This window comes from Bacillus cereus, from assembly GCF_002577405.1.
GTDB classification, from domain to species: domain Bacteria; phylum Bacillota; class Bacilli; order Bacillales; family Bacillaceae_G; genus Bacillus_A; species Bacillus_A cereus_AU.
In genome coordinates, this window is sequence record NZ_NULR01000002.1 from 174,162 (window position 1) to 187,659 (window position 13,498).

Here is a 13,498-nt window from a genome sequence, read left to right on the forward strand (position 1 = left end):
AAATATAGTTTAACATAAAATTCAGTTTCAGTTAATTTCAATTTAATTTATTTAAATATAATTTAATAATCATTAAGGAGAGTACGTTATGGAAAATATAGATATTGGAAAAAAGATTGAAAAACAAAGAAAAGAAAAAGGTTTAACTAGTAAAGAACTAGCAAGAATGGCTGAGATTACACCATCTATGTTAAGCCAAATTGAACGTGGTTCTGCTAACCCTTCCATTCAAACGTTAAAAGTACTCGCAAAAGCACTTGATGTTCCAACGTTTAGTTTTTTACTTGAAGAAACAAATACAGATGATTTAATCGTACGTTCTCATAAACGTAAGAAAATGATTATCGATAATTTATCATATGAAATGCTTTCGCCTGATTTCACAGGAAACTTAGCAACCGCAATTATGACTATTCCACCGAATACTGCATCCTCAGAAAATGTTCTAGAACATAAAGGAGAAGAATTAGCCTTCGTATTGGATGGCACCATTACATTACATTTAAATGAAGAAGAATACATATTAGAAACTGGTGACAGTGTAAAAATACCTGCTTATTTAAAGCATAAATGGGTAAATCAATTTGAGAAAAATGCGATTGTCTTATTTTCTGTTACTCCGCCGATTTTTTAATATAACCAATAAAAAATAGCCATACGCGGACTCTCTCCGTACATGGCTATTTTTTATTTTTTCGGTATCAATACTATCCCTAAACTGATAACAAAAAAACTGAGTATTTGCTGTATTGAAAGACCAAATAGAACTGGATTTTGTTCACTAATAAGTGAAATAATGATATGAGCAAATCCTTCAACAATTAGAAAAACACTTATATTTTTTCCATTTCCTAACTCTTCATTTCTCATCCATAACAAGCCAATTATACAAAAGGCGAGTATAATTTCGTATACGAAGATAGGATGATATAAAAGTTTAGATTCATAAATTTTCATCCCCCAAGGCAACGTCGTTGGTATACCCATGTTTTGATGAAATAGAAAATAAAAAACAATACTTACACATAGTCCAAAAGGCAATGCATCAAGTAAAATACGAAGCGAAAATTGCTCCTTTTTACTTTTCCAAACAATGTATATACTCGCCATTACGCATCCTATTATAATGTGCTGCATACTTCCTACAGCCAATAATGCTTGCAATGGTGCTTCTATAGCCCATACTGGATTTAAAATTGCCGGTGCAAATTTCCATACAAATACGATAATAAGAAAACCATTCGTTACTGCATCCATCATCTTTTCATATGATACATTTTGGCCCTTCATCTTTCGTTTCATCAGCATAAGTCCAAATAGACTTCCAATTATTAGAGATACGGGTTGTAACCTCACGATCCACTCCATTACTATGAAATCCTCTCTTAATTCTCAATTAATTTCTTAAACTTCTCTTCTAATTGATCTGGAGGTAGTGCCCCTCGTACTTGGTCTACTATAATTCCATCTTTGTTAACAAAAAACGTCGTTGGTATCGAGAATACTTTATAATCTATTCCAGCTACTCCGTCCATATCTAATAAAACCGGAAACTTAAATCCATGACGCTCCGCAAATGCACTCGCTTCTTGTACAGGATCCCCGATTGTTGCATTTACTGCAAAAATTTCAACATCCTTTTTATATTTGTCATACAAATGAACTAAGTCAGGTGCCTCCATTTCACATGGGCCACACCACGATGCCCAAAAATTAATAATATACGGTTTTTCCTTCGCATCATTTAATGAATATAACTTCCCGTCTAACCCTTTTAATGTTATTTCAGGTGCTTTAAATCCTACTTGTGGTAATACTTCTTTTTCCTGCAATTCTGCTTGTTTCGCTTTTCTTTCCTTTTCTTCTTTCTTTGAATTATAAAAGTTAACTCCAGCCCAAATAAGTGCACCGGCCAGTATAATAGCAATTAACTTCTTCACTTTTCTTCCCCCTATTTGCACTACAATAAGTAGTGTTAAATCATAAAAAAAGAGGCTATATGCACTCTCCAACAATAAGTACAATCGACATACAAAATAGCCCTAACGTTACATATACTGAATTTGTATGTAGTGGTATATTCAGTTTAACAACTTCCTCATTCAACACTTGCTCAATTCGTAAATTAATTGCGGTTTTCGCAAACGACGCTGTAATACATTGATTTTCCATCGTCTTTATTTTAATTAACTTTAATAGTGCACTACCTAGCTCGAATGAAGATTTCATTTTTTGCATCGCATATTTATCAGCTGATAGCTCTTGATATACTTGATAACGTTGCAGCAGTCCTTTTAATATAGGAATATACATCATTCCTTCAGCTAACAATGTAAAGACAAATAACTTTAATGGATCTCGATTTTTTTGATGATATTCCTCATGTAATACAATCGCATCAATTTCTTCCTCTGAAAATGCCTGAAGCATCCCTTCTGAAATGACAATTTTAGGCCGAAATAATCCAATTGTAAATGCCGTAATCTGTAACGTTGATAACACGTACACTGGCTTTCCTTTTCTAGTAATAAACACGAGATTTCTTTTCAATTTTTTGCTATAAAAAAATTGTTTCCACATTCTTTTACTTATAATGATTACAGTAAATAACAGTAATCCGGCTATCATTATACGAAGTATTGATAGTCCCCTCAGATGCTTTTGTAATTCAAATAAACAAAATTGCGAAAGAAAAAATGCTTTATTTTGAAAAAGAAATGGGTATGTGACGTAGTATACTAACATACTAAAAAAAAGAACACTAATAGTCACTGCTAACAAAACGATTTTACGCATTTGCCACTTCATTTTATCGGTCCTCTTTTTTTAGCTGACTTAATTTCTCTTCTAATTTTTTTATTAAAGATGGATCAGCTTGTTCTAACTCATCTATCATATGGTTCACAACAAGATCTCCAAATTCACCCATTAATTCCTGTGTCATTTTCTTCGTTTGATTAGATAGAAATGCTTCTTTCGTTTGTGCAGCATGATACATACCACTTCTTTTCACGATATGCTTTTCTAAATGTGCTTTCTCTACTAATCTGTTCATAACTGTCATTACAGTATTAAAATTCACTGGGGATTCTTCACTTAATTTCTGTTGCACATCTTTAATGGTAATACCTTGAGTAGCCCAAACAATTTCCATTATTTTCGCTTCCAGAGGTCCAAAAAAGTGATTTAACCCTTGCTCATTTAACTTGTAGTTTTGAGTAAACATCGTATGGCCCCTTTCACACTACAGATTGTAGTATAAAATATATAGAAGGTCAACAACTGATACTTAAATGAATCCTAATCTCCACATCTGTACCGCGTTCGTTTCATCGTAAACCTAACTTCTCTCCAAATGTATCATAAAGATAATATTCTAATATTTGCACACTAAATTTCTCATTACGCCCAAGTGCAAATAATTCTCGATCTTTTGCTACGATAGTATCTAATGGTATAACCACATTATCAACTATTTTTGTAATTTCAATTATATTACTTTCTACATTTACTTCTGTTTTAAATTCAATGTTTTCTAATACTATATGTGAACGTCTTCCTGATGCAAAAAAAGTAAAGTTAGGATTTTTGAAAATGCCAATTTCACTCTCTAACGGATATAAATATCGAAAAATTATATCTCTGTGTCCATCTTTTATTATTTTTTCATCTTTTTCATCATCTAAATATTCTTTCACCTTCGCCGCAAACTCAAATCGAAAATCCACTCTTTCACACTCCCTCTTTTCATCCTACGTCAATAAATATATTGGTATAATTTTACCATATCGTAATGCATTTCCCAAAAAAAAGTAAAAAACTTTTTTGGAAACCCCTATTATTCCCTGCATTTTTTTATATATAAACACTCTTTCAATATTAATTCGTAAGTCGTTATATTCATTTAAACATATTGTTTCCATACTTTAAAACAATATTATCCAGTATTATATATCAATAAACAGCTTATAATTCCTTTCTATCTACAACTATCGATACTTTATATTATTCCGATATATTTTTTATCATATTTCCTCTTATTCATTCCGCATGTTAATTCATTAAATCACAGAAGGAATGTAACTCACCACTATCGAATTTTTACATAACAAATATTATTAGGTGGTGCTTTACTATGAAATTAGCTGTCATTGGTGGCGGTGATTTACAAGATCCACATCACTTGCATATTAATGAACGACTTATAGCATTAACAAATAAACAATACCCAAAAGTATTATTCATTCCAACAGCTAGTCATGATGATGAAGGATATATAAAGTTATTTTTAGAAACATTTGAAAAGCAATTACATTGTGAGGTTCAAATTTTACGTATTATAACCGAAACACCTACTAAATATGAAATAGATGAAATGATTCATTCTGCGGATTTAATTTATCTTGGCGGTGGGAATTATGTCCACATGCTTGAACAATGGAAAGAACATAAATTAGATGAAAAGTTACTATTTGCTTTAAAACGTGGCACACTTATTGCTGGGTATAGTGCCGGTGCTATGTGCTGGTTCACATCTAGCATACGTTCAGACTATGGAGGTTCTGGCTATATAGAAAGTAGTGGATGGAGTATTATTAACAAAAGATTTTGCCCCCATTATAATCAATTAAATAGAATGAATGCCTTCCATACGTTTTTACAAACTCATCAAGGTAATATAGAGGGCATTGCACTAGAAGATAATTGCGCTTTATATATTACAGAAGGTTCATTTGAAATTATCGGTAAGCCAGATACAGCTTGGGAGTTTTATATGAATAATGGAAAACTCCTTAGACAGCACTTTGACATAACTTTAAAAAGTTATTTATAAGTATTCATCAACAAAAAATGTCCCTAAGTCTATATGACTTAGGGACATTTTCATCTTTCAATTCACTAATCGTGTAATTCGTTTCTTCTGCCATGAAAGCTTATAATATGCATACTGTAATATTAAGCTGACGATGAATGCCGCTGGGTACCCAATCCATATCCCTTCTATACCAAGGCTCGTATGGTAAGAAAGATAATACGCCACAGGTACTTCAACAAGCCAAATTGATACAACACTGATTACTGTTGGCCATAGTACTGTACCACTTGCTCGCATTGTCGCACTAATAATTTGTGCATGACCGAAAATTAAGTAACTCCATAATGTAATCATGATTAGGCTATGGGCGATTTCAATTGTATTTTGACTTGTTAAAAATAGTGCTAGAATGTCTCTTGAGAACAAGTAAATAAGAGATATCAATACACCGCCAATGATGTAATTCATAATAATTCCAGCCTTAACAACTTTCTGCAATCGATCAAATTGGTTCGCACCAATTGATTGTGCCGCAAAAATTGATACTGTAATACCAAGACTAACGGCTGGCATTTGTACATAACTTGCAACTTGATTCACGACGCCATATGCTGCTGTTGCATCCGAGCCGTAACGATTTACAAACGCGATTACCGCAATTTCAGATAATGAAACTAATATCATATTAATACTCGCTGGAATACCGAGTCGTAGCAATAGCTTTAATAACTCCAAATCCATTCGAAGATATTTTCTTACCGTTGTATCTAGTTGTAGTGGGTGATTTTTCTTCTTTAAATACACTAACATGACAATAAACGTAATAACTGTAGATATAACAGAAGCATAGGCTGCCCCATACACATCTAATTTCGGAGCTCCTAACCATCCAAAAATAAGAATTGGTAATAAGATCATATTTAGCGCTGTACTTACAATTAAAAAGTAAAATGGCGTTTTAGAATCTCCTGTACCTCTCATAAATGTTGTGTATGCGAAATATAAAAATAATACTGGCATCGATATAAATAATATCCGTGCATAATGTACACTTATTTCAATAATATTTTCTGGCGTTCCCATAAGGCGCATAATATCCATCGCAAAAATACTACCTATTATCGCTAACACAACTCCGATAATAAAAGTAAACGTCAGCGTCGTACCAACGATAGCTTTTAAACGTTCTTCATTTTTAGCACCAAACGCCTGACCAATTAAAATAGAACTACCAGAACCAATTCCAATTACAAATGAAACAAGTAGGAAAAATAATGGGAAGAATGCCGATATAGCCGCTAAATCATTTACACCAAGCCATCTTCCTACTACTACCATACCAAATAATTGTCCAACTGATTGTAGTACATTACTTAATAGTAACGGAACTAAAAACATGGACATCGATTTCCATATCGGTTTATTTTCCTTTTCTGACTGCTGTGATTCTACACCTTCTTCATTGTGATCTGTAGGTGGTTTCAAATTCCATTTCTCCTTTTATAAAAATCCGTTTTGCAACCTCTATCTCTTTGTATGGTTGTTATAATTATATCCTTCTATTCATTTCCTCTCCGCATTATTATAACTTCACCCAATATTGGCTTCCATCGGCTGTTCTATCTAAAAAACCATACTCGATTAAATATCTTCTTAAAGTTACAAAATCTGGATATACATTTTCTAAAACTGCGTTTACTTCTTTTTCAGTATACTTTTCATTACTATCAAACTTCTTCACTAAGTGACGCAATATAATTAACTTACGCTTTTGCTTTTTCGGAAATTTAGAAAGCGGCCCATCCAATCCTTCTGTAAAATGTATTTTTAAGACTTCATCATTTTCTTCCTCCGTAATATTGTATCGATCATCCACCATCGTAGCTGTTCTATGAATTGGTACAAATTTCGTTTGCACTTTCGATTTTTCTTCTGATAATTCCATTAATGCTAAAAATACTTTTGCTTGCTTCATTTTCTCTCGCAATGTAAATCGATGATTGCGAATTGTAGACGTGCTTCCGCCATCCATCTCTTTTACAATTTCCTTATCATTCAGTCCCATATAGAAAAACTGAACCATTTTCTTTTGTAAATCCGTTAAACCTGTAAATTTCTTATCCATATTTAATAAATAATCAAACATAGATGTATGCTCATTGTGAATATGCAATTGCACAAACTTCTCCGCTTCATACAAAACTTGATTATCTTGATAAATAACTCCTTTAATAAACGTTTCTCCACAGGCTAAACAAATATATTCCTCTGCTTCTTCATCAAACACATACCCTTTCTTTAATTCCTCCACTGACGCATCCCAAAACTTCTCTGAAATATCACTCATACTAAACAATCCTCCAAAAGGTTTATTAATTTCACAAACAAATTACAATATCGTTCATTATTACTCCACCATCTTAACATAACGAAATCAAACAATTCAATATTTCGTTTGCCTATTTTACAAACTTTTTATGAAAACATCTATTAGAAAACCTTAAAAAGGACTTAAAACAACAAAAGCGAATGTATTTACTAAACTAATTATGAATTGAAAAAAGTAAAATATGCTATTCAATATTTAAGTGACAAAAACCTATTTCAACATGGAACCGGTATTCACACATTTCAAAACTTCAGTATTCAATTTTAACTATAAAAAGGTGTTTTCTCATATGAGAAAACACCTTTTTACCTTTTATATATTCTATTTACAACCTCTACTAAAACTTTACTCGCTTGTACAAGTACACGGTTTCGATTTCCATCCTCAACGAACCTATTTGAACAACCAGTCATAATGATCATACAACTCATTATGACTAGCACTACACTTCTATTCTTGTAAGTCACTTCATGTCACTCCACTACTAAAAAATTTCATTTACATGTATCCTATCAAAAAATTTTACACGAATAATAAAACGTGAGAATATGNNCATATTCTCACGTTTTATTAGGATGTTGTGATTTAATTCATTTAAAGAACACGTATACCGAGGTGACCGACTTGAAATTTAAAGCGAAAAAATCCATTTCACGTCATTTTCATTACATTATTTATAATCATTTTTTTCATTTCACTATTCTTACAAAATGAGAATTCTATTTTTTTCACTCTCATGATGCTGATAAAAAGGAATTAAAAATGAGCCCGGTACAATACCGGACTCACTTTTATCAAGCTGCCTAATGAAATAACCGTGTCTAACTTTTAGGGGTCACTTCAGAACCTTGGCTTCTTCTATTATTCTTTCGGAGCAATCATTTTTTTCGGGTCTACAATTTCATCAAACTGCTCTTCCGTTAATAATCCAGATTGCAGTGCTGCTTCTTTTAACGTTAACCCATCTTTATGAGCATGCTTCGCAATTTTCGCTGCATTTTCATATCCAATATGCGGGTTTAATGCTGTTACAAGCATTAATGAACGGTTCACATTTTCATTAATTACTTCTTCATCTGCTTCAATACCAACTGCACAATTATCATTAAATGAAACAATTGCATCCGCTAATAAGTGAGCTGATTGTAAGAAGTTATAAGCAATAACTGGTTTAAATACGTTTAGCTCAAAATTACCTTGGCTCGCAGCAAATCCAATTGTCGCGTCATTCCCCATAACTTGTGCTACAACCATTGTTAACGCTTCACTTTGCGTTGGATTTACTTTACCTGGCATAATAGAGCTTCCTGGCTCATTTGCCGGAATAATAATTTCTCCAAGACCACTACGTGGGCCACTTGCAAGCCAGCGCACATCGTTAGCAATCTTCATTAAATCAGCAGCTAATGCCTTTAATGCACCATGAGTATATACAACTTCATCATGGCTCGTTAATGCATGAAACTTATTTGGTGCAGACACAAATTGTTTACCTGTAAATTGACTAATTTCCTTTGCTACCATCTCACCAAATTTAGGATGCGCATTAATACCTGTTCCAACCGCAGTACCACCAATTGCTAACTCTTTCATATATGTATTGCTCTCTGCAATCATACGCTCTGTTTTTTCAAGCATACGGTGCCATCCACTAATTTCTTGCCCTAACGTTAAAGGTGTTGCATCTTGTAAATGTGTACGACCGATTTTTATAATATGTTCAAATGCAGTTACTTTTTCTGCTAATGTTTCTTTTAACTTTGTAATAGCTGGTAATACGTGATTTTCTACAGCAATTACACATGCTACATGAAGCGCTGTTGGAAATGTATCATTTGAACTTTGAGACATGTTCACATCATCATTCGGATGAATATGTACGTCAGATCCCTTCTCTTTCAAAATTTGATTACCACGGTTTGCGATTACTTCATTCACATTCATGTTCGATTGTGTACCACTACCCGTTTGCCATACGACAAGCGGAAAATGCTCATTCCAATTCCCTGCAATCACTTCATCAGCAGCTTCCGCAATTGCTTCTGCTTTTTCTTCTGATAACTTTCCTAATTTTTGATTGCTAAGCGCTGCACTCTTCTTTAAAATCGCAAATGCTTTTACAATTTCAAGCGGCATTTGCTCTGTTCCAATTGGGAAGTTTTCTTTACTACGCTGCGTCTGAGCTGCCCATAATTTATCAGCTGGAACTTTTATTTCTCCTAATGTATCTCTTTCAATTCTGTACTCCATTTTTTCATCCCCTTGAAAATATAATACCTACATTTCTCATTTTAACAGACTTCCATCCAAATGATAAGAATTCTCACTCGTATGTATAAAAAAAAATACCTTCCGCCATCGCAGAAGGTATTTTTTTATGATGCTTGCTTTCCTTTTTCAGCGTCATCTACATACCAAATGAATTTGCCTGTATATCCGTAGATAACTGCCAAAATTAATGAAACGAAGCTTAACCACATAAACGGAACGTATGAGAACGTTGCCACACCTAAAATACCAGCCATAAAAATACCATTATCCGACCACGGAACCATACCAGAAGTTAACGTTCCCCCTACTTCTGAGTTACGCGCTAATACACGGCGGTCTATTTTTAATTTATCATAGCTATCTTCCATAATCTTCGGTGTTAAAATAAGTGATACGTACATCGCACAACCGAATACATTAGCTAAAAATGCCACGATTAATGTAGACAATGTTACATTACCTGCCGAATTTAATTTCTTCTCAAATTTCGATACGATTACTTTTAGAACACCTAGTTTTTCAAGTAGTCCACCGAATCCTAAACCGAAAATAATAACGGCCACTGAACCAAGCATACCGTTAATTCCACCACGGTTTAATAACTTATCGACAAACTCAACGCCAGATTGAATTGAGAATCCGTTATATGCTGTTCCAATTGCCTCTCCAAAGTTCATTCCTTGGAACAGAGTTGCCCAAATTGCACCAATTAAAGCTCCCATAGCAATTGTTGGCATAGATGGTTTCTTCATCGCCAATAGCACAATAACGATTACAGCAGGAACAAGCATCCATATTTTAATATCAAAGTGTTTTAATAAAGATTCTTTTAAAAACTCTACTCTATTTAAATCTACATTATCCCCGCCATACATCCATCCAGCAACAGTAAACATAATGCTGGTAATAATATAAGCCGGAACGTCTAATACGAGCATAGCTCGAACGTGAGCAATAACATCTACTTTCGCCATAGAAGCTGCAAGAACTGTGCTATCAGAAAGTGGTGATAATTTGTCTCCAAAATAAGCTCCTGAAAGAACTGCACCCGCAACAAGCGGCAGTGGTAATCCAAGCCCTTCACCAATCGCCATCATAGCAATACCCGCTGTTCCTACTGTTCCCCAAGATGTTCCTGTCGCGATAGAAGTTATCGAACAAATAATTAACGTTGCCAATAAGAATATGCTAGGGTGAATGAATTCTAATCCGTAATAGATTAATGTTGGTACTACCCCACCAGCAATCCATGTTCCAATTAAAGCACCTACTGCAACTAAAATAAGTATTGCTTCTAATCCGTTAGAAATCCCTTTCGTAATTGCATCTTGCAATTCTTGATAACGAAATCCTAATCTTAATCCAAGCGCAATTACTAAAAACCATGAAATAAATAGCGCCAATTGAATTGGGAGATCAAAAATCGTTTGGAAGGAAAAAACAACAGCAAGAAATAGTAATAAAAGAATTATGATTTCTGGCATCGATGGTAATCTTACACTTTTCATTTCTTTCTCTCCTTACAAGTCGATAACATGACGTATGTCGTCTTACGTGTATGTAGTGTACAATTAGCGAAGACAAAACAAAATTTTCATATTATTTCGATTTATTTTTTCAGTATAATATATTCACAACCCTTTCTATTGTAAAAGTAGATGCTACTTTTCGCAATGGAAAATATAAAAAAATGTTGTATTTTTATTCTTTAAAAAGAACGATCAAATAATAATAACCTTTTTCATATTTGCCATAACAAAACCTTTTAGCATTATTCTCGCCTTATAAGTGACCCCTAATCTTTCCATATAAAAAAGCATACATCATTAAAATGATGCATGCTCCACTTTTATTTATACATATTTTGTATTTCTTCTTTATTTTTAAGTATCTCCGAAAACTTATCACTACAACCTTTTGGAAATAATACTCCGAGTCCATATGAATGCCCAAACTGAAAATGAGGGTGCTTTGCCTTGATCTCATCCCAAAACTTATACACACCGAAATCTCCACTTCTAACTTCAATATCATGAAACAGCACAATACCATCTTTCGCAACTTTTGGCAGCCACGTTTTATAATCATGAGATACCGCTTCATACGTATGATAACCATCGATATGCAAAAGATTTATCGTTTCATCTTGAAACTGATTTACAGCCTCATCAAAAGTTGATCGAATTAAATTACCTATATTAGGATAGTTGCTTTTTACCACTTTTTCTACAACTTGAAAAACACCTTCTCCATATGGACCTGTATGCCCATCTCCTGTCCAAGTATCTACAGCAAAACATTTTGTAGCTAGACCACCATCTTTTACCCCCTGACAAAAGCTAAAAAAGGAAGCACCAAAATGTGTGCCTAACTCGACTAAAGTTTCTGGCTTTTCAAACCGTACTAAATCATATGCGAAATCTAAATGTCCACTCCACGCAGATTGCGTCCGAATAATATGACTATAGTTATCAAATTCAAATGATGGTTTATGAGTAACCCAGTTCATCACATATCTCCTTATACACATATTTTTAACAAACCAAATTACTCTTATCTTTATTTTTTTATCATTGTAATTATGATTCTATTTCATAAAAAGATGAAGGATTAATTCTTTTGAAACTCTATTAAAGACCAACACTATCCCCCCTTATTCATATTAAATCGTATGCTTGTCCAAATATTCCATACAACTACAACACAAATTTTATAGTCTATTCCTATACTTAAATCGGAATCATTATGATTTATTATTGATTTTTTCTTTTCTATCAATTATTATAAAACGTAATCATCACGATTTAAAGGAGAGGAATTATTCTATGAAACAAGTACCTATTACTGTATTAAGTGGATTTTTAGGCGCCGGTAAAACCACTTTACTACATCATATTTTGACAAATAAAAACAACTTAAAAGTAGCTGTTATCGTTAATGATATGAGCGAAGTAAACATCGATGCGTCTCTTATAAAAAAAGGGGGGTTTTCACGTATAGAAGAGAAATTAGTAGAAATTCAAAATGGCTGTATTTGCTGTACACTGCGAGAAGATTTAATAATAGAGGTAAATCGTCTTGTAGAAAATGGTGATATTGACTATATTGTAATTGAGTCTTCAGGTATAAGTGAGCCTATTCCAGTTGCTCAAACGTTTACTTATACAGACGAAGTTCTTAACATTGATTTAACAAAAAATTGTCGCCTCGATACGATGGTTACAGTTGTAGATGCAAATAGATTTTGGGATGATTTTGCAGATGGAGAAAGTTTGCTAGACCGAAAACAGGCAATCGATGAAAATGATACTCGGGAAGTTATCGATTTATTAATTGATCAAATTGAGTTTGCGAATGTCATTATTCTTAATAAAATTGATTTATTAGAAAAAGAAGATAGCATAGAACTTCATCATTTACTAAAAAAATTAAATCCTGGTGCAAAAATTATTGAATCTTCATTTAGCAGAGTACCATTACAAGAAATCTTAAATACTCATTTATTTAATTATGAAGAAGCTAGTCAATCAGCGGGATGGATTCAAGAATTAAACAGCGAACATCATACACCGGAAACAGAAGAATACAATATCAACTCCTTTGTATACCGCCGGAAACAGCCTTTTCACCCTGAACGCCTTATGAATTGGCTAAAAAATTGGCCTTTAGATGTTGTAAGAGCGAAAGGATTTTTCTGGCTCGCTTCTCGTAATAATATGATAGGACTTCTATCTCAAGCAGGCTCTTCTATTACAATTCAAGGTGCTGGTGAGTGGATTGCAGCATTACCTGAAGCTGAAAAGATTCAAATGTTTATTGAAGAACCAGAAGTATTAAAAAACTGGGATGAACGATACGGAGATCGAATAACTGAACTCGTATTTATCGGCATTGACATGAATCGTTCTTTAATTGAACAATCATTAGATAGTTGTCTATTAACAGAAAAAGAAATGCAACAAGATTGGGATATATTTGTTGATCCTATTCCAGCTTTTACTTACACTTCATAATCAACAACA

At 33.4% G+C, this 13,498-nt stretch carries 13 protein-coding genes and 2 pseudogenes; 5 read left to right on the forward strand and 10 right to left on the reverse strand.

The genetic code is table 11. The features are described 5' to 3' along the window. Window positions 1–88 precede the first annotated feature (88 nt). Complete coding sequence (locus COC96_RS04025; protein ID WP_098267386.1) at window positions 89–634, forward strand: helix-turn-helix domain-containing protein; 546 nt, start codon at window positions 89–91, stop codon at window positions 632–634. Window positions 635–687: 53 nt separating this feature from the next. Here the strand turns inward: COC96_RS04025 and COC96_RS04030 are convergent, their stop codons facing one another. From COC96_RS04030 to COC96_RS04050, 5 genes are all read right to left on the reverse strand, one after another. Further along, the gene (locus COC96_RS04030; RefSeq protein ID WP_142339950.1) at window positions 688–1,368 is read right to left on the reverse strand and encodes a prolipoprotein diacylglyceryl transferase family protein; all 681 of its coding nucleotides are present in this window, start codon (window positions 1,366–1,368) and stop codon (window positions 688–690) included. A 17-nt stretch (window positions 1,369–1,385) separates the two neighbouring features. Then, on the reverse strand, window positions 1,386–1,940 hold the full coding sequence (locus COC96_RS04035; RefSeq protein ID WP_098267384.1) for a TlpA family protein disulfide reductase: 555 nt from the start codon (window positions 1,938–1,940) through the stop codon (window positions 1,386–1,388). A 55-nt stretch (window positions 1,941–1,995) separates the two neighbouring features. Continuing rightward, entirely contained in the window at window positions 1,996–2,808 is an 813-nt protein-coding gene (locus COC96_RS04040; protein WP_098267383.1) for a M56 family metallopeptidase, read from the reverse strand. A 1-nt stretch (window position 2,809) separates the two neighbouring features. After that, window positions 2,810–3,226 carry a BlaI/MecI/CopY family transcriptional regulator gene (locus COC96_RS04045; RefSeq protein WP_098768359.1) on the reverse strand — a complete coding sequence of 139 codons (417 nt, stop codon included), beginning with the start codon at window positions 3,224–3,226 and terminating at the stop codon, window positions 2,810–2,812. 103 nt (window positions 3,227–3,329) lie between these two features. Next, complete coding sequence (locus COC96_RS04050) at window positions 3,330–3,728, reverse strand: DUF3942 family protein (protein ID WP_097902194.1); 399 nt, start codon at window positions 3,726–3,728, stop codon at window positions 3,330–3,332. 407 nt (window positions 3,729–4,135) lie between these two features. Here COC96_RS04050 and COC96_RS04055 point away from each other — a divergent pair, with 407 nt between their 5' ends. Next, window positions 4,136–4,834, forward strand: coding sequence for a peptidase E (locus COC96_RS04055; protein WP_098768360.1), 699 nt, complete (start codon window positions 4,136–4,138; stop codon window positions 4,832–4,834). 57 nt (window positions 4,835–4,891) lie between these two features. Here COC96_RS04055 and COC96_RS04060 read toward each other — a convergent pair whose 3' ends face one another. Together COC96_RS04060 and COC96_RS04065 are read right to left on the reverse strand one after the other, a co-directional pair. Then, entirely contained in the window at window positions 4,892–6,301 is a 1,410-nt protein-coding gene (locus COC96_RS04060) for an MATE family efflux transporter (protein ID WP_098267380.1), read from the reverse strand. Window positions 6,302–6,398: 97 nt separating this feature from the next. Further along, window positions 6,399–7,163, reverse strand: a complete 765-nt coding sequence (locus tag COC96_RS04065; RefSeq protein WP_097902197.1) for a DUF2087 domain-containing protein — start codon at window positions 7,161–7,163, stop codon at window positions 6,399–6,401. 207 nt (window positions 7,164–7,370) lie between these two features. Between COC96_RS04065 and COC96_RS27895 the strand changes: the two are divergent. Together COC96_RS27895 and COC96_RS28665 are read left to right on the forward strand one after the other, a co-directional pair. Then, a pseudogene (locus COC96_RS27895) lies at window positions 7,371–7,472 on the forward strand (MBL fold metallo-hydrolase); the annotation flags it as partial. Between the two features lie 357 nt (window positions 7,473–7,829). Beyond that, a pseudogene (locus tag COC96_RS28665) lies at window positions 7,830–7,953 on the forward strand (PH domain-containing protein); the annotation flags it as partial. Window positions 7,954–8,066: 113 nt separating this feature from the next. On the opposite strand, the gene fumC reads toward COC96_RS28665, so the two are convergent. The 3 genes from fumC to COC96_RS04090 form a co-directional block, all read right to left on the reverse strand. After that, window positions 8,067–9,455, reverse strand: a complete 1,389-nt coding sequence (gene fumC, locus COC96_RS04080) for a class II fumarate hydratase (RefSeq protein WP_098768361.1) — start codon at window positions 9,453–9,455, stop codon at window positions 8,067–8,069. Window positions 9,456–9,580: 125 nt separating this feature from the next. Continuing rightward, window positions 9,581–10,984: a Na+/H+ antiporter NhaC gene (gene nhaC, locus COC96_RS04085; RefSeq protein ID WP_098267376.1), complete on the reverse strand. Its 1,404-nt coding sequence runs from the start codon at window positions 10,982–10,984 to the stop codon at window positions 9,581–9,583. A gap of 341 nt (window positions 10,985–11,325) precedes the next feature. Then, window positions 11,326–11,985, reverse strand: coding sequence for a class I SAM-dependent methyltransferase (locus COC96_RS04090; protein ID WP_098267375.1), 660 nt, complete (start codon window positions 11,983–11,985; stop codon window positions 11,326–11,328). Between the two features lie 316 nt (window positions 11,986–12,301). Here COC96_RS04090 and COC96_RS04100 point away from each other — a divergent pair, with 316 nt between their 5' ends. Next, window positions 12,302–13,489 carry a GTP-binding protein gene (locus tag COC96_RS04100; RefSeq protein WP_098267374.1) on the forward strand — a complete coding sequence of 396 codons (1,188 nt, stop codon included), beginning with the start codon at window positions 12,302–12,304 and terminating at the stop codon, window positions 13,487–13,489. Window positions 13,490–13,498 lie beyond the last annotated feature (9 nt).

What these genes read in the sequence shown, in the direction of transcription:
- nhaC (WP_098267376.1), bottom strand. Translation starts at nt 10,984, where the DNA reads ATGAAAAGTGTAAGATTACCATCGATGCCAGAAATCATAATTCTTTTA.
- COC96_RS04090 (WP_098267375.1), bottom strand. Translation starts at nt 11,985, where the DNA reads ATGAACTGGGTTACTCATAAACCATCATTTGAATTTGATAACTATAGT.
- fumC (WP_098768361.1), bottom strand. Translation starts at nt 9,455, where the DNA reads ATGGAGTACAGAATTGAAAGAGATACATTAGGAGAAATAAAAGTTCCA.
- COC96_RS04055 (WP_098768360.1), top strand. Translation starts at nt 4,136, where the DNA reads ATGAAATTAGCTGTCATTGGTGGCGGTGATTTACAAGATCCACATCAC.
- COC96_RS04040 (WP_098267383.1), bottom strand. Translation starts at nt 2,808, where the DNA reads ATGAAGTGGCAAATGCGTAAAATCGTTTTGTTAGCAGTGACTATTAGT.
- COC96_RS04030 (WP_142339950.1), bottom strand. Translation starts at nt 1,368, where the DNA reads ATGGAGTGGATCGTGAGGTTACAACCCGTATCTCTAATAATTGGAAGT.
- COC96_RS04100 (WP_098267374.1), top strand. Translation starts at nt 12,302, where the DNA reads ATGAAACAAGTACCTATTACTGTATTAAGTGGATTTTTAGGCGCCGGT.
- COC96_RS04025 (WP_098267386.1), top strand. Translation starts at nt 89, where the DNA reads ATGGAAAATATAGATATTGGAAAAAAGATTGAAAAACAAAGAAAAGAA.
- COC96_RS04045 (WP_098768359.1), bottom strand. Translation starts at nt 3,226, where the DNA reads ATGTTTACTCAAAACTACAAGTTAAATGAGCAAGGGTTAAATCACTTT.
- COC96_RS04065 (WP_097902197.1), bottom strand. Translation starts at nt 7,163, where the DNA reads ATGAGTGATATTTCAGAGAAGTTTTGGGATGCGTCAGTGGAGGAATTA.